Below are 19,183 nucleotides of genomic sequence, written 5' to 3' on the forward strand. Positions count from 1 at the left end.
ATGCGCTCGGTGTAGGAGCGGGTTCACCCGCGAAAGGGCCAGAACAGGCAGTACACGCATTCAGGCAGCCCGCGCCTGTCGACGTGGCGCCATCTCCACGTCTTCAACCCCAAACAGCGCCAGGTGAATCGCCTGTTGCGCCTGCAATGCCAGCACCGCACGTTCCTTGCCCACGCTACCTATTGGCTGCAGCAGGTGGATGCACACCTCGCCCCGCGGCAGGGCGAACAGGCGCATCAGGTGCGACACCAGGTCGTCCTCACCAATGAACGGCGCTACCGGGTCGATCTGGCCATCACGCAGGTACTGGATAGCGACTGGCTGCACTGCCACGCCACGGTCGATGGCACCTGCCAGCAGGCGGCCATGAAAGGTGCGCAGCGTGCGGCCGCTGGTGGTGGTGCCTTCGGGGAATATCAGTAGCGGGCGGGCCAGACCCAGTTGCCCGGCGATCTGTTCGCGCAGGCGCTGGCTGTCGCCACCACCACGGCGAATGAACAGCGTGCCGGCCTTTTCCGCCAACCAGCCGGCCACCGGCCAATGGCGAACTTCGGCCTTGGACAGGAAAGACAGCGGCGTGAGCATGCCAAGCAGGGGTATGTCGGTCCAGGAAACATGGTTGCTGACCCACAGCATCGGCCGCTGTGGAAGTTCGCCAACTACCTTCACGTCGAAGGGTAGGGCGGCGACCAGGCGCTTCATGAACAGGCAGGTCCAGCGCTGGCGCCGTTCGATCGGCGCCTTGAAGCCCAAGCGTTCTCCCAAGGCGATGATGCTGGCCATCAGCATGCCCTGCGTCAGCACCAGCAGCAGTCGGATGAGGCGGGCCAGTACCCGCAACTTCGGCATCAGACCGCCGCCTTGAAGTGGCGGGCGTAGCGTGGGCACAGCTCGTCGCGTTTTAGCAGGATGAACACGTCAGCCACCTGGAAATCCTCGTCCCAGCATGGCTCGCCGCAAATCTTCGCGCCCAGGCGCATGTAAGCCTTGAGCAGCGGTGGCATTTCGGCAATGACGTTGTTGGGCAGGGCCAGTTTCGGCAGCGGGTTCTTCGGCTCGGCTCGCAGGTGTTCGGTGCACAGGTAGCGCTCACGCAGGCGCTGCATCACTGCATGGGCCTGTACGCCGCCGTCCTGCATGGGGATGCTGGCGCAGCCCATCAGATAGCTGTAGCGGCCCTCGTTGAGCGCCTCGGCCAGTTCACCCCAGAGCACGGCGATGGTGCCGCCGTTGCGGTAGTCGGGGGCCACGCAGGTCCGGCCCAGCTCGAGGATCGGGCCTTGCAGCTGCAACAGGCCGTGCAGGCTGAACTCTTCTTCGCTGTAGAAGCGGCCCAGGCTGCTGGCGGCCTGATGATCGAGCAGGCGGGTGGTGGCAACCAGTTCGCCGGTGCTCAGGTCGCGTACACCAATGTGGCGGCAGTGCACGTCGTAGTCGTCCATGTCCAGGCCTTGCTCGGCACCTTTGAGCTTGGCCTTGAATTCTGCGCTGAATACTCTGTAGCGCAAGGCTTGGGCTTCTTGCAGCGCCGCGGCGCCAACCAGGCGTTCGGCTTGCAGACGGCGTTCAGTGCTGTAGTCGCCAGCGGTAGCGATCCGAGTCATTACGAGTCTCCATAAGCCAGCCAAGAAGGGTTGCGGCCGGTCGGCTTTGTTGTGCAAAGTCAGCCTAGGTAGACCCAGTGTCACCCCTGTGAATCTTTGGTGATGCTTGCGTGACACACCCTGAGCCTTAACTGAAAGCCCTCCAGCAAGGAGCTGTGCCATGGCCTGGTTGCAACGACTCAACGATCCGCTTCGCCTCGCGCCGACAGGCACCCTGGGCGAAACCTACGCCGCGCTGCTTGAGCGCCTCGGCCCGGTTGCCCCGTTCGAACTGGCGGTACTGGGCGGGCGTGCAATGGCCACCCCGGGCCTGGCCTTCCTGGTGGGTTACCAGGCTGCCCTTCGCGTGTTGTGGCCCAGTGCGCCGCACAGCCTTGGCGCCTTGTGTGCCACCGAGCGGCGCAGCGTGCGGCCGGCAGACATGCACACACGGCTGGATGCTCTGCGGCTGTCGGGTTGCAAAGACTTCGTTACTGCTGGCCTGGAGGCGGAGTGGTTGCTGGTGGCTGCGCGTAGCGAAGCGGCTGGCGCTGCGCCGCAACTGAGCCTGGCGGTGGTTTACCCCGGGGAGCCGGGGGTGACACTGGAGCCATTGCCAACTCTGCCGCTGATGCCGGAAGTCGGCCATGGCCGATTGCTGCTGGAGCAGGCATCGTGCGAGTTGCTGGCCGGTGACGGTTGGGATGCCTATGTGAAGCCGTTCCGTTCGCTGGAGGATTTGTATGTGCTCACGGCGCTGACCGCTTGGTTATATGGCGTGGGACAAGAGTGCGCCTGGCCGCAGGGGCTGCGCCTGCAGTTGCTTGGGCTGTTGGCCGGCTGTGCCGAGGGTAGCCGCCAGTGTGCCGATAGCATGGGTTGTCACTTGTTGCTGGGCGGGTTGTTTGCGCAGTTCCAGGCGTTGCGGGGGGAGATAGATGCGGCGTTGGCGACAGGGCCGGTACATTGGGCGCAAATCTGGCAGCGTGACCAGGGGGTGATGGCGCTGGCGGCGTCGGCGCGGGAGAAGCGGCTGAACAAGGCTTGGGTTGCTGCGGGCTTGTCATGAATGGCTGACAGGTATGTATGAGCCGATGAGTTGCGGCGTGGTACCTGTGGAAGCGGGTTTATGTGCAAAGAGGCCGGTGAAGGCATCGGAAAACCTGAAAGGCATTTCCTTTTATCGCGCTTGATCCCCGCAAATCCCGGCCGTTGACGTATCATTGGCCGCCTGACGGCAACCCCTCCAGGATCGCTTGCGCATGCTCGCCCTTCTTATCCAGACCCTGAACATCACGGCGCCGGTATTCGCCATGCTGTTCATGGGCGTCCTGCTCAAACGCGTACACTTGATCGACGACAACTTCAACCGTGTCGCCTCGCAGCTGGTGTTCAACGTCTGCATGCCGGCGCTGCTGTTCCTCGGCATCTACCACGCCGACCTGGCCGCAGCGGTCAAGCCCGGTGTCCTCCTGTATTTCATCTTCGCCACCCTGGCCGGTTTCGGCATTGCCTGGGGCATGGCCATCTGGCGCAGCCCGATGGCCGACCGGGGCATCTATACCCAGGGCGCCTTCCGCGGCAACAACGGTGTGATCGGCCTGGCCCTGGCCGCCAGCCTGTACGGTGACTATGGCATTTCCCTGGGGGCGGTGCTCGCAGGCCTGGTCATCCTCATGTACAACTCGCTGTCAGCGGTAGTACTGGCGGTGTACAGTCCGGACCTCAAGTCCGATCCGTGGAGTATCTGCAAGAGCATTTTCAGCAACCCGCTGATCATCAGCGTGCTGGTGGCCGCACCGATGGCTTACGGTCAGGTGCCGCTGCCTAACTGGTTGCTGACCTCGGGCGACTACTTGGCACAGATGACCCTGCCGCTGGCGCTGATCTGTATCGGTGGCACGCTGTCACTGGCAGCGCTGCGTAACTGTGGCCGGCTGGCCATCGATGCCAGCCTCGTGAAAATGCTCTGGCTGCCGCTGCTCGGCACCCTTGGGGCCTGGTTTTGCGGGTTTCGCGGGGCGGAGCTGGGCATCCTGTTCCTGTACATGGGCAGCCCGACCGCTGCAGCCAGCTACGTGATGGCGCGGGCGGCCAACGGCAATCATGAACTGGCCGCGTCGATCATCGTGATTACCACGCTAATGGCGGCGATCACCACCAACATTGGTATTTTCATCTTGCAGTGGGGCGGATGGATCTAGATCCTTGACTGCAAATAACAGCAACAACACTGCCTCACTGAGCTAAAGGACACTTCATGCAAGACCAGAGCACGCCCGAGCGGTTACAGCGCGGGCTGAAGAATCGCCATATCCAGCTGATCGCGCTGGGCGGGGCCATCGGTACCGGCTTGTTCCTGGGCATTGCCCAGACCATTCAGTTGGCCGGCCCCTCCGTGTTGCTGGGCTACGCCATCGCCGGCATGATGGCCTTCCTGATCATGCGCCAGCTGGGCGAAATGGTGGTGGAAGAGCCGGTCGCCGGCAGCTTCAGCCACTTCGCCCACCAATACTGGAGCGAGTTTGCCGGCTTTGTCTCAGGCTGGAATTACTGGGTGGTGTACGTGCTGGTCGGCATGGCCGAGCTGACGGCGGTCGGTATCTACGTGCAGTACTGGTGGCCGGACTTCCCCACCTGGGCCACGGCGGCGATCTTCTTCGTGGTGATCAACCTGATCAACCTGACCCAGGTAAAGGTCTATGGCGAGATGGAGTTCTGGTTCGCCCTGGTCAAGGTGGTAGCCATCGTCAGCATGATCGGCTTTGGTGCCTGGTTGCTGGGCAGCGGTCATGGTGGCCCGGATGCCAGCGTGGCCAACCTTTGGCAGTACGGCGGCTTCTTCCCTAACGGCGTCACGGGTCTGGTAATGGCCCTGGCGGTGATCATGTTCTCGTTCGGTGGCCTGGAGCTGGTCGGCATCACGGCTGCCGAGGCTGACAACCCGCGCCAGAGCATCCCCAAGGCCACCAACCAGGTGGTGTACCGCATCCTGATTTTCTACATCGGTGCCTTGGCAGTGCTGTTGTCGCTGTACCCTTGGCAGAAGGTGGTGCAGGGCGGCAGCCCGTTCGTGATGATCTTCCACGAACTGGACAGCGACCTGGTGGCGACCATCCTCAATATCGTGGTGTTGACGGCTGCGCTCTCGGTGTACAACAGCTGTGTGTACGCCAATAGCCGTATGCTGTTCGGCCTGGCTAGCCAGGGCGATGCGCCGCGTCAGTTGCTGAAGGTAAGCCGTAGCGGTGTGCCGCTGACCGCGCTGGGCGTCTCGGCCTTTGCGACCGGCCTGTGCGTGCTGATCAACTACCTGATGCCAGGTGGGGCCTTTGGCTTGCTGATGGCGTTGGCGGTGTCTGCGCTGGTAATCAACTGGGCGAGCATCAGTATCACCCACCTGAAGTTCCGCAAGGCCAAGCTGGCTGCCGGCATCACCCCTTTCTACAGAAGCCTGGGGCACCCACTGACCAACTACCTGTGCCTGGCATTCATTGTGCTGATCCTGGTGGTGATGTACCTGACGCCGCCAATTCGCATCTCGGTAATGCTGATCCCGGCATGGATCGCTGTGCTGTGGCTCGCCTTCAAGATGAAGAAGGCGCGCCAGGCCAAGGGCTGATCGGGTTTGTTCGTAAGGGGTATGCCGTTAGGTTTTCGGTGTCTGTGAGATCGAGCGCCGCGCGGGTGGCGCTCGATCTCACAGGCGATGAAAGCCTAAAGGCATGCGTCTGGCGGCCCTGACGCGTGCCACTTCCATGCCTTTCAATGCTGCCTCCGCCAGGCACGCACGGTGGTGTACAGCAGCACTGTGGCGAGCACCGGCAGTACATAGAACAGCATCAATCGCTCCAGGCGGCCAGCCAGCGGCATACCCATGGTAAAAGCCGCCACATGAAGGCCGTAGGCCAGGTACAGGCAAAGAAACACCAGGCCTTCGGCGCGAGTGATGCGGTAACCGGAATAGAACACTGGCAGGCTCAGTACGGCAACGCCGAGCATTACAGGCAGATCGAAAGACAGCGCGTTAGGCGAAATCGACAGTGGCTCCGGGGTGATCAGTGCGGTCAGGCCCAATACGGCCAGCAGGTTGAACAGGTTGCTGCCGATCACCGTGCCCACCGCGATCTCCCGTTCGCCACGCAAGGCGGCGATCAGCGCAGCGGCCAGTTCCGGCAGGGAGGTGCAGATGGCAACCACCGTCAGGCCGATGATGCGCTCGGACAGGCCCAGGTCGGTGGCCACCTCGATGGCAGCTTCCAGTAACAAGTGGCCCGCCAGGCTCAGCAGGCCAAGGCCGACCAGTACCTGCAGCAGCGTACCTGCCCAGAAGCGCCCGGCACCTGACCTGGCGGCGTCCGGGGCAGGGTAGGTGCGTGCGTAGTGGCGCGACTGGTGCCAGAGCATGGCCAGGTAACCGGCCAGCCCAAGCAATAACAGTGCCCCTTCAACCCTGCCCAGGCGGGCATTGGCGGACAGTGCATACACCAGCCCGCTGGCGACGATCATCAATGGAATGTCCAGGCGCACCAGCTGGCGTGACACCCGCAGCGGGATGATCAGTGCGGCCAGGCCGAGAATGACCAGTACGTTGAAGATGTTGCTGCCTATCACGCTGCCTACTGCCACATCCGGCGCGCCCTGGTAGGCAGCCTGGAGGCTGACGGTCAATTGTGGCGCGGTGCTGCCGAAGGCCACCAGGCTCAGGCCTATGATCAGCGGACGAACATGCAGGCGTTGCGCCAGGCGCAAAGCGGAGCGCACCAGTAACTCGGCGCCGCCGACCAGCAACAGCAGGGCAACGCCCATTTGCAGCAGGCTAAAAGTGGGAAGGGTGGCCAGGTCGAAAATGGTCGGACTCCTGTCGCGTCAGTCGCTAAGCCCTTGTACCCGCACGCGCGCTGTTCCGCTACGGAGCATGCCGATTTTTTCTGCTGCTGCGCGAGACAGGTCGATCAGGCGGCCGCGGGTGTGCGGGCCACGGTCGTTGATACGTACCACCACACTGCGCTGGTTGGCCATGTTGGTGACCAGTACACGCGTGCCGAAAGGCAGGCTGCGGTGGGCGGCGGTAAGGCCGTGCTGGTTGAACGGTTCGCCACTGGCGGTGCGTTTACCGTGGTGGCGCGACCCGTAGTAGGAAGCGGTGCCCGTTTGGTCGTAACCGCGGGGGTCGATGTCATGGCTGGCGCAGCCGGCCAGGAAAGAAAACAGGGCGAGGGTGCCGAGGGATCGTTTTAGCAAGTCAGGTGCTCTCCGGTGCGGCCATTCGCGGGTAAACCCGCTCCTACAGGTGAAGCGCTGGCTTGTGTAGGAGCGGCTTCAGCCGCGAACGAGGGCGAAGCCCTCGCAGCATTACAGGGGGAAAATCATCACCCTTCGAGCTTGGCCTTGAGCAATTGGTTCACCTGCCCCGGGTTGGCCTTGCCTTTGGAGGCTTTCATGGCCTGGCCGACGAAGAAGCCGAACATCTTGCCGCGCTTGGCCTCATCGGCTGCACGATACTGTTCGACCTGCTCGGCATTGGCTGCCAGCATTTCGTCGAGCATCTTGTCGATCGCCCCGGTGTCGGTAACCTGTTTCAGGCCTTTGCTCTCGATGATGCTGTCAGCATCGCCTTCACCGGCGGCCATGGCCTCGAACACGGTCTTGGCAATCTTGCCGCTGATGGTGTTGTCACGAATGCGCAGCAGCATGCCGCCCAGCTGCGCGGCGCTGACCGGCGCCTGATCGATTTCGACACCCAGCTTGTTCAGCAGGCTGCCCAGTTCGACCATGACCCAGTTGGCCGCCAGCTTGGCATCCCCCCCGATCTTCACCACTTCTTCGAAGTAGTCTGCCTGTTCGCGGCTAGAAGCCAATACGTTGGCGTCGTAGGCCGACAGGCCGTACTGGCTCTGGAAACGCTCGACCTTCTGTGGGGGCAGTTCCGGCAGGCCGGCGCGGATGGTTTCGAGGAAGCTGTCCTCGATGACCACCGGCAGCAGGTCCGGATCGGGGAAGTAACGGTAGTCGTTAGCTTCCTCTTTGCTGCGCATGGAGCGGGTTTCGTCACGGTTCGGGTCGTACAGGCGGGTCTCCTGCACCACTTTGCCACCGTCTTCGATCAGGTCGATCTGGCGCTGGATTTCGCTGTTGATCGCGCGCTCGATGAAGCGGAACGAGTTGACGTTCTTGATTTCGCAGCGAGTGCCGAACTCGGTCTGGCCTTTCGGGCGGATCGATACGTTGCAGTCGCAGCGCAGCGAACCTTCGGCCATGTTGCCGTCGCAGATGCCCAGGTAGCGCACCAGCGCGTGGATCGCCTTGACGTAGGCGACGGCTTCCTTGGCGCTGCGCATGTCAGGCTCGGAGACGATTTCCAGCAGCGGGGTGCCGGCACGGTTCAGGTCGATACCGGTGGAACCGCTGAAGTCTTCGTGCAGGCTCTTGCCGGCGTCCTCTTCCAGGTGCGCGCGGGTTACGCCGATGCGCTTGATGGTGCCGTCTTCCAGCGCGATGTCCAGGTGGCCCTTGCCGACGATCGGCAGGTCCATCTGGCTGATCTGGTAGCCCTTGGGCAGGTCCGGGTAGAAGTAGTTCTTGCGTGCGAACACGTTGCGCTTGCCGATCTCGGCATCGATGGCCAGGCCGAACATGCACGCCATGCGCACGGCTTCCTCGTTCAGCACCGGCAGTACGCCGGGCATGCCCAGGTCAACCAGGCTGGCCTGAGTATTCGGCTCCGAGCCAAAGGTGGTAGCGCTGCCGGAGAAGATCTTCGACTGGGTGGCGAGCTGAGTGTGAATTTCCAGCCCGATCACAACTTCCCATTGCATGTGTGAATTCCTCAGAAGCCGTTGGGGGCGCGGGTGTGCCAGTCGGTCACCTGCTGGTAGCGGTGCGCGACGTTAAGCAGGCGGCCTTCCTGGAAGTACGGCGCCAGCAGCTGCACGCCGACCGGCAGGCCGTCGACGAAGCCCGCAGGCATCGACAGGCCTGGCAGGCCCGCCAGGTTGGCGGTGATGGTGTAGACGTCTTCGAGATACGCGGCAACCGGGTCGCTGCTCTTGGCGCCAAGCTTCCAGGCCGGGTTTGGCGTGGTCGGGCCGAGAATCAGGTCGACATCGTTGAAGGCGGCCATGAAGTCGTTCTTGATCAGGCGGCGGATTTGCTGCGCCTTCACGTAGTAGGCGTCGTAGTAACCGGCCGACAGGGCGTAGGTCCCGACCATGATGCGGCGCTGTACTTCAGCGCCGAAGCCTTCGCCGCGTGAGCGCTTGTACAGGTCGGTGAGGTCTTTGGGCTCTTCGCAGCGGTAGCCGAAGCGTACGCCGTCGAAACGCGACAGGTTGGAAGAGGCTTCAGCCGGGGCGATCACGTAGTAGGCCGGAATGGCATGCTGCATGTTCGGCAGGCTGATTTCCTTTACCACTGCACCGAGCTTTTCCAGCTCTTTGACGCTGGCCTGGACCAGGTCGGCGATGCGGGGGTCGAGGCCGGCGCCGAAGTACTCTTTCGGCAGGCCGATGCGCAGGCCCTGCAACGAAGCGTTCAGGCTGGCGCTGTAGTCCGGCACCGGTTCTTCGATGCTGGTGGAATCCTTGGCATCAAAGCCGGCCATGCCTTGCAGCAGCAGCGCGCAGTCCTCGGCGGTGCGGGCCAGCGGGCCGCCTTGGTCGAGGCTGGAGGCGTAGGCGATCATGCCCCAGCGTGACACACGACCGTACGTTGGCTTGAGGCCGGTGAGGTTGGTCAGTGCCGCGGGTTGGCGGATCGAGCCGCCGGTGTCGGTGCCCGTGGTGGCGGGCAGCAGGCGCGCGGCCACTGCAGCGGCCGAACCACCGGACGAGCCGCCCGGAACGTGCTCAAGGTTCCATGGGTTTTTCACCGCGCCGTAATGGCTGGATTCGTTGGCCGAACCCATGGCGAACTCGTCCATGTTGGTCTTGCCCAGGGTGACCATGCCGGCTTCGGCCAGCTTGGCGACCACCGTGGCGTCATAGGGCGCCTTGAAGTTGTCGAGCATCTTCGAGCCGCAGCTGGTGCGTACGCCGTTGGTGCAGAACAGGTCTTTGTGGGCGATCGGTGCACCCAGCAGCGCGCCGGTTTCGCCAGCGGCGCGCCGGGCATCGGCGGCACGCGCCTGGCCCAGGGCCAGGTCGTCGGTGATGCTGATGAAGCTGTTGATCTGTGGGTCGAGCTGTTTGATGCGCGCCAGCAGCGCGCCAGTCAGCTCTTCGGAAGAAAACGATTTGTCGGCGAGTCCGCGGGCGATCTCGGCCAGGGTCAATTGATGCATGGCAGGCTCTATCCCTTACTCGATGACTTTGGGAACCAGGTACAGACCGCTTTCGGTCGACGGCGCGATGGCCTGGTAGGCGTCGCGCTGGTTGCTTTCGGTGACTTGGTCAGGACGCAGGCGCTGGCTGGCCTCCAGCGGGTGGGCCAGAGGCTCGATGCCAGTGGTATCGACCGCTTGCATCTGGTCGACCAGGCCGAGAATGCTGTTCAGGGCGTCGGTAATGCGTGGCAGTTCGCCATCATTCAGGCCCAGACGGGCCAGATGGGCGATCTTTTCCACGTCGCAGCGTTCAAGCGCCATGAGGATCTCCAAGGGAAACAAAGAACGGAATTTGGGTCCGCAGTGAGGAACATGTCAGCTTTCTGGCGGTCTAACGGCCGCGAAATTCTGCTGGCGTGCTCGGAAAAACAGCCAATTTAACATATTGGCTCCTTGCCCAAAATCCCTGCCATTGTTAGAGTTTGCCGCACTTTTTTACCCACGCTTTCCCCAGGGTCACTTTCCCATGTTCAAGAAACTGCGTGGCATGTTTTCCAGCGATCTTTCTATCGACCTGGGTACTGCCAACACCCTTATTTACGTGCGTGAGCGCGGTATCGTCCTGAATGAGCCCTCGGTTGTTGCCATCCGTACCCATGGCAACCAGAAAAGCGTCGTCGCCGTCGGTACCGAAGCCAAACGCATGCTGGGCCGTACGCCTGGCAACATTGCAGCCATTCGTCCGATGAAGGACGGCGTCATCGCCGACTTCAGCGTCTGCGAAAAAATGTTGCAATATTTTATCAACAAGGTTCACGAGAACAGCTTCCTGCAGCCAAGCCCGCGCGTGCTGATCTGCGTGCCGTGCAAGTCGACCCAGGTCGAGCGTCGCGCTATCCGCGAGTCGGCCCTCGGTGCGGGTGCCCGTGAAGTGTTCCTGATCGAAGAGCCGATGGCCGCTGCCATCGGTGCAGGGCTGCCGGTTGAAGAGGCCCGCGGTTCCATGGTCGTCGATATCGGTGGTGGTACCACTGAAATCGCCCTGATCTCGCTGAACGGCGTGGTCTATGCCGAGTCCGTCCGTGTGGGCGGTGACCGCTTCGACGAAGCCATCGTTACCTACGTGCGCCGCAACTACGGCAGCTTGATCGGCGAATCCACCGCCGAGCGTATCAAGCAGGAAATCGGTACTGCCTACCCAGGTGGCGAAGTACGTGAAGTCGACGTACGTGGTCGTAACCTGGCCGAAGGCGTACCGCGTGCCTTCACCCTGAACTCCAACGAAGTGCTCGAAGCGCTGCAGGAATCGCTGGCGACCATCGTCCAGGCGGTCAAGAGCGCCCTCGAGCAATCGCCGCCGGAGCTTGCTTCGGACATCGCCGAGCGCGGCCTGGTGCTGACCGGTGGTGGTGCGCTGCTGCGTGACCTCGACAAACTGCTGGCCCAGGAAACCGGCCTGCCGGTAATCGTTGCCGAGGACCCGCTGACCTGCGTCGCCCGTGGCGGCGGTCGCGCCCTGGAAATGATGGACAAGCACGCGATGGACCTGCTCTCCAGCGAGTGATCACGCTTGCTGTTCACGAGCGCCCGGTTTACAGGTAGTACGCACAGTGCTACCTGTATGTGCTGCGCTGGTGCCCGTTTGGGGCGCCGTAACCGTCAATCCGCAACCAGGCTGGTGCGTTGTCCCATGTCCAATGACCTCCTGAGTCGTCCACGAGGAACGGCCCATTAAACCGCTTTTCTCCAAGGGCCCTTCGCTGGGCGTTCGCCTGCTCGTTCTGGTGGTGATGTCAGTCGCGTTGATGGTTGTCGACGCGCGCTTTGACGTGCTCAAGCCCGTGCGCAGCCAGATGGGCCTGGTGCTGATGGAGTCGTACTGGATCACCGATTTGCCTCAGCGTGCCTGGCAAGGCGTGGCCGGCCAGTTCGGTAGCCGCACCGAGCTGATTGCCGAAAACGAGAAGCTCAAGACTGAAGCCCTGCTGCTGCAGGGGCGCCTGCAGAAGCTGGCGGCCCTGACCGAGCAGAACGTGCGGCTGCGCGAGTTGCTCAACTCTTCGGCGCTGGTCAACGAAAAGGTCGAAGTGGCCGAGCTGATCGGTGTCGACCCCAACCCGTTTACCCACCGCATTCTGATCAACAAGGGTGAGCGTGATGGTGTGTTCCTGGGCCAGCCGGTGCTCGATGCCCGCGGCCTGATGGGCCAGGTCGTAGAGTTGATGCCCTACACCGCGCGGGTGCTGCTGCTGACCGATACCACCCACAGCATTCCGGTGCAGGTCAACCGCAACGGTCTGCGTGCCATTGCCAGCGGCACTGGCAACCCGGAGCGCCTGGAGTTGCGCCATGTGGCCGACACTGCCGACATCAAGGAAGGCGACCTGCTGGTCAGTTCCGGCATGGGGCAGCGCTTTCCTGCCGGTTACCCGGTGGCCACGGTCAACGAAGTGATCCACGATTCCGGCCAGCCCTTTGCCATCGTCCGTGCCATCCCCACCGCCGCGCTTAACCGCAGCCGCTATATGTTGCTGGTGTTCAGTGACCGGCGTAGCCCGGAGCAGCGCGCCACCGATGCCGCTATTGCGCAGGAGGAGGCTGACCGCAAGGGGGCTGCACCTGCTGGTCAGCCGGCCGCTACCGGTGATCAGGTTGCGCCAGCCGCTGGTACGCCGGCCGCGGCGGTCGCACCGGCAGCTCCGGTCACTCCGGTCGCGCAGCCAGCAGCCCCGGCTGCTGCACCTGCCACGCCGGCCGCACCCGCTCAACCCCGGAGGCAATGATGGCTGCATCACGCCGCAACAACGGCTGGGTCATCTGGCTTACTTTCGCCATCGGCCTGCTGCTCAGTGTTTCTCCCATGCCGCAGTTCATGGAGGTGTTCCGGCCCATGTGGCTGGCCTTGCTGGTGTCGTTCTGGACCCTTGCCGTGCCGAACAAAGTCGGCATGACCACGGCATTTGTGCTGGGCCTGGCCGAGGACGTGCTGTATGGCACCCTGCTGGGGCAGAATGCGCTGGTCCTTACCCTCATCACCTTTCTGGTGCTGTCCCTGCAGCAGCGTCTGCGCATGTTCCCCATGTGGCAGCAAAGCCTGGTCATTCTGGTGATCTTTGGCATCGCCCAGTTGATCCAGCTATGGCTCAGCGCACTGACCGGCAACCGCCTGCCCACCTTGGCGCTGGTTTGGTCGGCGGTAATCAGTGCCTTGCTCTGGCCGTGGATCAGCTTTGCCTTGCGCGACCTGCGTCGACGCTTGCATATCAACTGACGGCAATGTGCCGCTGACAGGGAGATGTCTGCATGACCCCGCTATACCTGGCTTCCGGCTCGCCCCGTCGTCGTGAACTGCTGACGCAGATCGGCGTGCCATTCATTGTCATCAATGCCCCCGTCGATGAATCTCCGCTGCCCAGCGAAAGCGCCCCTGCCTACGTCGAACGCCTGGCCCGGGCAAAGGCCGCCGCCGGCCTGGCCCGTGTCGACGGGCCGGCTGTAGTGCTCGGCGCAGACACTGCCGTGGTGCTCGATGGTCGTATTCTCGGCAAACCGGAAAACCGCGAAGATGCCTTGGCCATGCTGGCTGACCTGTCGGGCCGCGAGCATCAGGTGCTGACCGCTGTTGCCCTGGACGATGGCCAGCGGGTGCACAGTTTTTGCGTTACCAGCAAGGTGCGCTTTCGCGCCATCAGTACCGATGAAGCGCAGCGCTACTGGGCCAGCGGCGAGCCGGTCGACAAGGCAGGCGGCTATGCCGTCCAGGGGTTGGGTGCGGTGTTCGTCACCGGCCTCTCTGGCAGCTACTCGGCGGTGGTCGGCTTGCCGCTCTGTGAAACGGCGGATTTGCTTGGCCAGTTCGGCATTGCCTGCTGGCAATCGCCCGCGCATACGCCAGAGGTAACAAACCCGCAGTAGCCAGCAGTGCATACGCCATCCATCATTAGAAAGAACCTTTGACGAGAGCCTGCCATGAGTGAAGAGATCCTGATCAACATCACCCCGATGGAGTCACGTGTGGCGGTGGTGGAAAACGGGGTGCTGCAGGAAGTGCACGTCGAGCGCACCCAGCGCCGTGGCATCGTCGGTAATATCTACAAGGGCAAGGTGGTGCGTGTGCTGCCAGGCATGCAGGCGGCCTTCGTCGACATCGGCCTTGAGCGCGCTGCGTTTATCCATGCCTCGGAAATTTCCCAGCGTGAAGGCTCGGCGGTAGAGAACATCACCGCACTGGTACACGAAGGGCAGGCCCTGGTGGTGCAGGTGACCAAGGACCCGATCGGCACCAAGGGTGCGCGCCTGACCACTCAGCTATCAATTCCGTCGCGCTACCTGGTGTACATGCCGCGCAGCAGTCATGTCGGTATTTCGCTGAAAATCGAGGACGAAGCCGAGCGTGATCGCCTCAAGCAGGTGGTCAGCGACTGCATGGATAGCGAGAACATCAAGGATGCCGGCGGCTTCATCCTGCGCACCGCCGCCGAAGGTGCGCGTGCCGAGGAGATCTTGCAGGACATTCGCTACCTGCGCCGCCTGTGGGAGCAAATTGGCACCCAGATCAAGACCTGCGGCGCGCCCACGGTCATTTACGAAGACCTTGGCCTGGCCCTGCGTACCCTGCGCGACCTGGTCAACCCGAAGATCGAGAAGATCCGCATCGACTCGCGGGAAACCTTCCAGAAGACTACACAGTTCGTCGGCGAGTTGATGCCGGAAATTGCCGACCGCCTCGAACATTACCCGGGCGAGCGCCCGATCTTTGACCTGTACGGCGTCGAAGACGAGATCCAGCGGGCCCTTGAGCGCAAGGTGCCGTTGAAGTCCGGCGGCTATCTGGTGGTCGACCCGGCCGAAGCGATGACCACCATTGATGTCAACACCGGGGCTTTCGTCGGCCACCGCAACCTCGAAGAAACCATCTTCAAGACCAACCTCGAGGCCGCTACCGCCATCGCCCGACAACTGCGCCTGCGCAACATTGGCGGCATCATCATCATCGACTTCATCGACATGGAAGACGAAGATCACCAGCGCCAGGTACTGCGTACCCTGGAAAAACAGCTGGAGCGCGATCATGCCAAGACCAACATCATTGGCATCACCGAGTTGGGCCTGGTGCAGATGACCCGCAAGCGCACGCGGGAAAGCCTGGAGCAGGTGCTTTGCGAGCCGTGCCTGGCCTGTCAGGGCCGCGGCAAGCTGAAAACACCCGAGACCATCTGTTACGAAATATTCCGCGAGATCCTGCGGGAGGCCCGTGCCTATCAGGCTGAAGGCTACCGTGTGCTGGCCAACCAGAAGGTGGTCGACCGCCTGCTGGATGAAGAATCAGGCAACGTGGCGGAACTGGAGGCCTTCATCGGTCGAACCATTCGCTTCCAGGTCGAGTCGATGTATTCGCAGGAACAATACGACGTGGTGCTGCTCTGAGGCCTTCTGAAACACGCCACTGCGTCGTCGGGCTGGCAAAACCGGCAGTACCGGCCATCATGGATAAACGACTTGGAGGGCCATGGCCATGGGACGTCTGAACCGCGTTCTTGTCGCTCTGACCCGCTGGGGGTTGGGCATATGTGCCCTGCTGACAGTATTGGTAGCGCTATATGTCAGCCTCGGTCGTGAACTGGTGCCGCTGGTAGCCGAGTACCGTGCCGATGTAGAAAGCAAGGCCGAGCAGGCGCTGGGCCTGCCCGTGCATGTCGGTGCCCTGGAAGGGCACTGGAGCGGACTGGCCCCCGTGTTGCGGGTGCGCGACCTGCAATTGGGCGAAGGCGCCAAGGCGCTGCGGCTGGACGAGGTCATGGTGGTGCCCGACATCTGGGCCAGCCTTACCGCCCGCGAAGTGCGCCTGGCGCGTATTCAGCTGGGCGGGCTGCAACTGATCCTTCGCGAGAACGAGCAGGGCGCCTGGAGCCTCGAAGGCCTACCTAAAAAGGACGATGCACCGCTGGACCCTGCCGACCTGCTGCAGCGCTTGCGCCAGCTGGGGCGCATCGATGTGTGCGACAGTCTGGTCACCCTGCACCCCTGGCAGCGCGACCCGCTGACCCTGACTTATGTGAGTGCCGGCGTGCAGGCCGGTGCCACACGCCAGGCCTTGGACCTGCGTGCCACCCTGCCCGACGGCCAGCCCCTGGCGCTGAGCCTGAACAGCCATATGTCGGCCGAAGCTTGGCGCGATGGCGAGGTAGAAGCCTATTTGAGCCTGCCGCAAAGTGACTGGGCACATTGGCTGCCGCCCCGGGTGTTGGGGCAGTGGCATGCTGATACCCTGCGGGCAGGCGGTGAGTTCTGGGTCAACTGGGGCAAGGGACAGTTGCAACGGGCCGTCGTACGGCTCAATGCTCCCAGGCTGGAGGGCGCCTATGCCGGGCGCAAGGCTGCCAACCTGAATAATCTGGCTTTTGGTGCGTGGTTCCAGCGGCGGGAGCAAGGCTTCGACGTAGTCGTCGACTCGTTGGCCATGGACCTCGGTAAGGCTCGCTGGGAGTCTCACCTGCAGTTGCAGCAGCGCCCTGGCCAGAACGCAGCCGATGAAAGCTGGCAGTTACAGGCGGACCGCCTCGACCTCACACCGCTGACCCCGCTGATCGATGCCCTGGCACCGCTGCCGGACAAGGTAAAGGATGTGGTCGATGGCTTGAAGGTAACCGGTACGTTGCGCAATGTGCGCCTCGAGGCCAGGCCCAAGGCCGAGGGTGACCAGCGCCTGCAGTTTGCAGCCAACCTGGAGAAAGTAGGCTTCGATGCTTATCACAACGCCCCGGCGGCCGGTAACGTCAGTGGCAGCATCAGGGGTGATCTGGGCCATGGCGAGCTGCGCCTGGATACCGATGCGTTCATGCTGCATCTGTACCCGATCTTCGCCAAGCCCTGGCACTACCAGAAGGCGAATGCGCGCCTGACCTGGACTTTGGACAAAGACGGTTTCACCCTGGTTGCGCCCTACCTCAAAGTGCTGGGCGAAGAGGGCAAGATCGCCGGTGACTTCCTGATTCGCCTGTTGTTCGAGGAGGGCCGCGAGGACTACATGGACCTGCGCGTCGGCCTGACCGAAGGCGATGGCCGTTATACCGCCAAGTACTTGCCCGAAGTGCTCAGCCCGGCACTCGACGAATGGCTGCGCAGCGCTATCGTCAAAGGTGCCGTGGACGAGGGTTATTTCCAGTATCAGGGCTCGCTGAACCATGGCGCAGCGCCGGAAGCGCGCAGCATCAGCCTGTTCTTCAAGGTGCACGACGCCGCCCTGGACTTCCAGCCTGGTTGGCCACAGGTGCAGCATGTGGATGGCGATGTGTTCATCGAGGACAGTGGCGTGCGCATCATGGCCCGGCGAGGCGTGCTGCTCGACACCAAGGTCAGCGATGTGAAAGTCGATATCCCGCATGTTGACGGTGACCAGCACAGTCACCTTTATCTGGACGGCGACTTCGACGGTAGCCTGGGTGATGGCCTGAAGATTCTCAAGGAAGCGCCCATCGGCACCGGTGAGATTTTTGCCGGCTGGGAAGGTGAGGGGCCGCTGAAGGGCAAGGTCAAGCTCGATATCCCGCTGACCCATGGGCAGCGCCCAAAAGTGCAGGTGTACTTCGCCACCAGTGATGCGCGCCTGAAGGTTGCCCCGCCGAGCCTGGAGTTGAACCGCCTGAAGGGCGACTTCAGCTTCGACTTCGACAAGGGCCTGAGTGGCAAGGGCATCAGCCTACAGGCCTTCGGCAAGCCGGTAACGGCTCGAATCACCGCTGAAGGTCAGGCTGGACAGATGCAGACCCGCATCAATGCCAATGGCCAGGTATCGCTCAAGGCGCTGACTGACTGGCTGCAATTCAACCAGGCTTTGCCGGCATCCGGTGACCTGCCGTATCAGTTGCAGCTCAGTCTGGGGAGCCGGGACAACCGCCTGAGTGTCACTTCCAGCCTCAAGGGCCTGGCCATCGACTTGCCGGCTCCGTTCGGCAAAGCGGCAGCAGATACCCGTGACAGCCGTTTCAACATGAGCCTTCAGGGCCCGGAGCGGCAATTCGATGCCGCCTACGCCGACCTTGCCCGCTTTGCCTATGCTGCGCCGGCCGAAAAGTTGACTCAGGGCCGTGGCGAGCTGGTGCTGGGTACAGGCGACGCCCGGGTACCTGTCAGCCAGGGGCTGAGGGTGCGCGGGCGCCTGGAGACCCTGGACCTGGCCCCTTGGCAGGAAAAGGCTGCCCAGCTTGCTGGCGACGACCCGGGTGGCAGCGCGCGGCAGAACTTGCAAAGCGTCGACCTGAGCATCGGCCAGTTGAAAGCCTTCGGCATGGACCTGAACCAGGCCGTAGTTCGCCTGGCCCGGGCCGGGCCAGCCTGGGATTTGCGCCTCGACAGCAAGGAGGTCATCGGTAACGCACGCGTACCGGATGCCAAGGGCGCGCCCATGGTCGTGCGCATGCAGACCTTGCGCCTGCCTGCCGCCAGCGCCGCTGAACAGCAGGCTGAAGACGGGCCCGACCCGCTGTCCTCGTTCGATCCGCGCAAAGTCCCGGCACTGGACCTGAGCATCGACAAGCTTTATCGAGGTGACGATCTTTACGGCAGCGCCTCGATCAAGCTGCGGCCGACCGCACGTGGCGTCAAGGCCAGTGATATCGACCTCGACCTCAAGGGGTTGCGCATTGATGGCGGTGGTGGCTGGGAGGGTGAAACGGGCAAAACCAGTAGTTGGTACAAAGGGCGCCTTGATGGCAAGAACCTGGCGGATGTGCTCAAAGCCTGGGGCTTTGCCCCGACTGTGACCAGCCGCGACTTCCGCCTGGATGTGGATGGCCGCTGGCCGGGTTCGCCGGCCGCGGTGGGCCTGAAACGCTTCTCGGGCAGCCTGGATGCAGCGCTGCGCACCGGCCAGTTCGTCGAGGTCGAAGGCAGTGCACAGGCACTGCGGGTGTTCGGCCTGCTCAACTTCAACTCGATTGGCCGTCGCCTGCGTCTGGACTTTTCCGACCTGTTTGACAAGGGCCTGGCCTATGACCGGGTCAAGGGCTTGCTGGTGGCCAGTAGTGGCGTCTACGTAACCCGCAAACCGATTACCGTGACCGGCCCGTCGAGCAACTTCGAGCTCGACGGCACGCTGGACATGGTCAGCGACCGGGTCGATGCCGACCTGCAGGTGAGCCTGCCGGTGACCAACAACCTGCCGCTGGCAGCGTTGATCGTCGGCGCGCCAGCTGTGGGTGGCGCACTGTTCCTGGTCGATCGGCTGATCGGTGACCGCGTGTCACGCTTTGCCAGCGTGCACTACCGTGTCGAAGGGCCATGGAAAGAGCCTAGAATCACATTTGTGAAACCTTTCGAAAAATCCCGCTAGGAGAAC

At 62.8% G+C, this 19,183-nt stretch carries 16 protein-coding genes; 9 read left to right on the forward strand and 7 right to left on the reverse strand.

Translation table 11 applies throughout. The features are described 5' to 3' along the window. Window positions 1-60: 60 nt before the first annotated feature. Both AC3B5Q_RS04450 and olsB read right to left on the reverse strand, forming a co-directional pair. A complete protein-coding gene (locus AC3B5Q_RS04450) occupies window positions 61-849 on the reverse strand; it encodes a lysophospholipid acyltransferase family protein (RefSeq protein ID WP_274102844.1) in 789 nt (262 codons plus the stop codon). Then, window positions 849-1,604, reverse strand: coding sequence for an L-ornithine N(alpha)-acyltransferase (gene olsB, locus AC3B5Q_RS04455; RefSeq protein ID WP_488392846.1), 756 nt, complete (start codon window positions 1,602-1,604; stop codon window positions 849-851). Before olsB ends, AC3B5Q_RS04450 begins: the two co-directional genes overlap by 1 nt. A 160-nt stretch (window positions 1,605-1,764) precedes the next feature. On the opposite strand from olsB, the gene AC3B5Q_RS04460 reads away from it, so the two are divergent. From AC3B5Q_RS04460 to AC3B5Q_RS04470, 3 genes are all read left to right on the forward strand, one after another. Next, window positions 1,765-2,652 (forward strand): acyl-CoA dehydrogenase middle domain-containing protein, encoded by an 888-nt coding sequence (locus AC3B5Q_RS04460; RefSeq protein ID WP_021781836.1) that lies wholly within the window; start codon window positions 1,765-1,767, stop codon window positions 2,650-2,652. 193 nt (window positions 2,653-2,845) lie between these two features. Next, complete coding sequence (locus tag AC3B5Q_RS04465; RefSeq protein WP_101196485.1) at window positions 2,846-3,787, forward strand: AEC family transporter; 942 nt, start codon at window positions 2,846-2,848, stop codon at window positions 3,785-3,787. A 56-nt stretch (window positions 3,788-3,843) separates the two neighbouring features. Continuing rightward, window positions 3,844-5,205 carry an amino acid permease gene (locus AC3B5Q_RS04470; RefSeq protein WP_274102847.1) on the forward strand — a complete coding sequence of 454 codons (1,362 nt, stop codon included), beginning with the start codon at window positions 3,844-3,846 and terminating at the stop codon, window positions 5,203-5,205. A 143-nt stretch (window positions 5,206-5,348) separates the two neighbouring features. On the opposite strand, the gene AC3B5Q_RS04475 is transcribed toward AC3B5Q_RS04470, so the two are convergent. The 5 genes from AC3B5Q_RS04475 to gatC form a co-directional block, all read right to left on the reverse strand. Next, the gene (locus AC3B5Q_RS04475) at window positions 5,349-6,392 is read right to left on the reverse strand and encodes a calcium/sodium antiporter (RefSeq protein WP_021781839.1); all 1,044 of its coding nucleotides are present in this window, start codon (window positions 6,390-6,392) and stop codon (window positions 5,349-5,351) included. A 60-nt stretch (window positions 6,393-6,452) separates the two neighbouring features. After that, a complete protein-coding gene (locus AC3B5Q_RS04480; RefSeq protein ID WP_012270637.1) occupies window positions 6,453-6,827 on the reverse strand; it encodes a septal ring lytic transglycosylase RlpA family protein in 375 nt (124 codons plus the stop codon). A 128-nt stretch (window positions 6,828-6,955) separates the two neighbouring features. Then, the gene (gatB, locus tag AC3B5Q_RS04485) at window positions 6,956-8,401 is read right to left on the reverse strand and encodes an Asp-tRNA(Asn)/Glu-tRNA(Gln) amidotransferase subunit GatB (protein ID WP_021781840.1); all 1,446 of its coding nucleotides are present in this window, start codon (window positions 8,399-8,401) and stop codon (window positions 6,956-6,958) included. 11 nt (window positions 8,402-8,412) lie between these two features. After that, complete coding sequence (gene gatA / locus AC3B5Q_RS04490) at window positions 8,413-9,864, reverse strand: Asp-tRNA(Asn)/Glu-tRNA(Gln) amidotransferase subunit GatA (RefSeq protein ID WP_021781841.1); 1,452 nt, start codon at window positions 9,862-9,864, stop codon at window positions 8,413-8,415. 15 nt (window positions 9,865-9,879) lie between these two features. Then, window positions 9,880-10,167 (reverse strand): Asp-tRNA(Asn)/Glu-tRNA(Gln) amidotransferase subunit GatC, encoded by a 288-nt coding sequence (gene gatC, locus AC3B5Q_RS04495; protein WP_003255165.1) that lies wholly within the window; start codon window positions 10,165-10,167, stop codon window positions 9,880-9,882. A 205-nt stretch (window positions 10,168-10,372) separates the two neighbouring features. Here gatC and mreB point away from each other — a divergent pair, with 205 nt between their 5' ends. From mreB to AC3B5Q_RS04525, 6 genes are all read left to right on the forward strand, one after another. Then, window positions 10,373-11,410: a rod shape-determining protein MreB gene (mreB, locus tag AC3B5Q_RS04500; RefSeq protein WP_003255163.1), complete on the forward strand. Its 1,038-nt coding sequence runs from the start codon at window positions 10,373-10,375 to the stop codon at window positions 11,408-11,410. A 226-nt stretch (window positions 11,411-11,636) separates the two neighbouring features. Next, window positions 11,637-12,629, forward strand: a complete 993-nt coding sequence (mreC, locus tag AC3B5Q_RS04505) for a rod shape-determining protein MreC (RefSeq protein WP_021781842.1) — start codon at window positions 11,637-11,639, stop codon at window positions 12,627-12,629. Beyond that, window positions 12,629-13,117, forward strand: a complete 489-nt coding sequence (mreD, locus tag AC3B5Q_RS04510; protein WP_003255161.1) for a rod shape-determining protein MreD — start codon at window positions 12,629-12,631, stop codon at window positions 13,115-13,117. Before mreC ends, mreD begins: the two co-directional genes overlap by 1 nt. Before the next feature lie 32 nt (window positions 13,118-13,149). Beyond that, complete coding sequence (locus AC3B5Q_RS04515; protein ID WP_021781844.1) at window positions 13,150-13,761, forward strand: Maf family protein; 612 nt, start codon at window positions 13,150-13,152, stop codon at window positions 13,759-13,761. Window positions 13,762-13,815: 54 nt separating this feature from the next. Next, on the forward strand, window positions 13,816-15,273 hold the full coding sequence (rng, locus tag AC3B5Q_RS04520; protein ID WP_021781845.1) for a ribonuclease G: 1,458 nt from the start codon (window positions 13,816-13,818) through the stop codon (window positions 15,271-15,273). Window positions 15,274-15,355: 82 nt separating this feature from the next. Continuing rightward, window positions 15,356-19,177: a YhdP family protein gene (locus AC3B5Q_RS04525; protein ID WP_488392847.1), complete on the forward strand. Its 3,822-nt coding sequence runs from the start codon at window positions 15,356-15,358 to the stop codon at window positions 19,175-19,177. The last annotated feature ends 6 nt before the right edge of the window (window positions 19,178-19,183 follow it).

Source organism: Pseudomonas sp. D5(2026), from assembly GCF_057766845.1.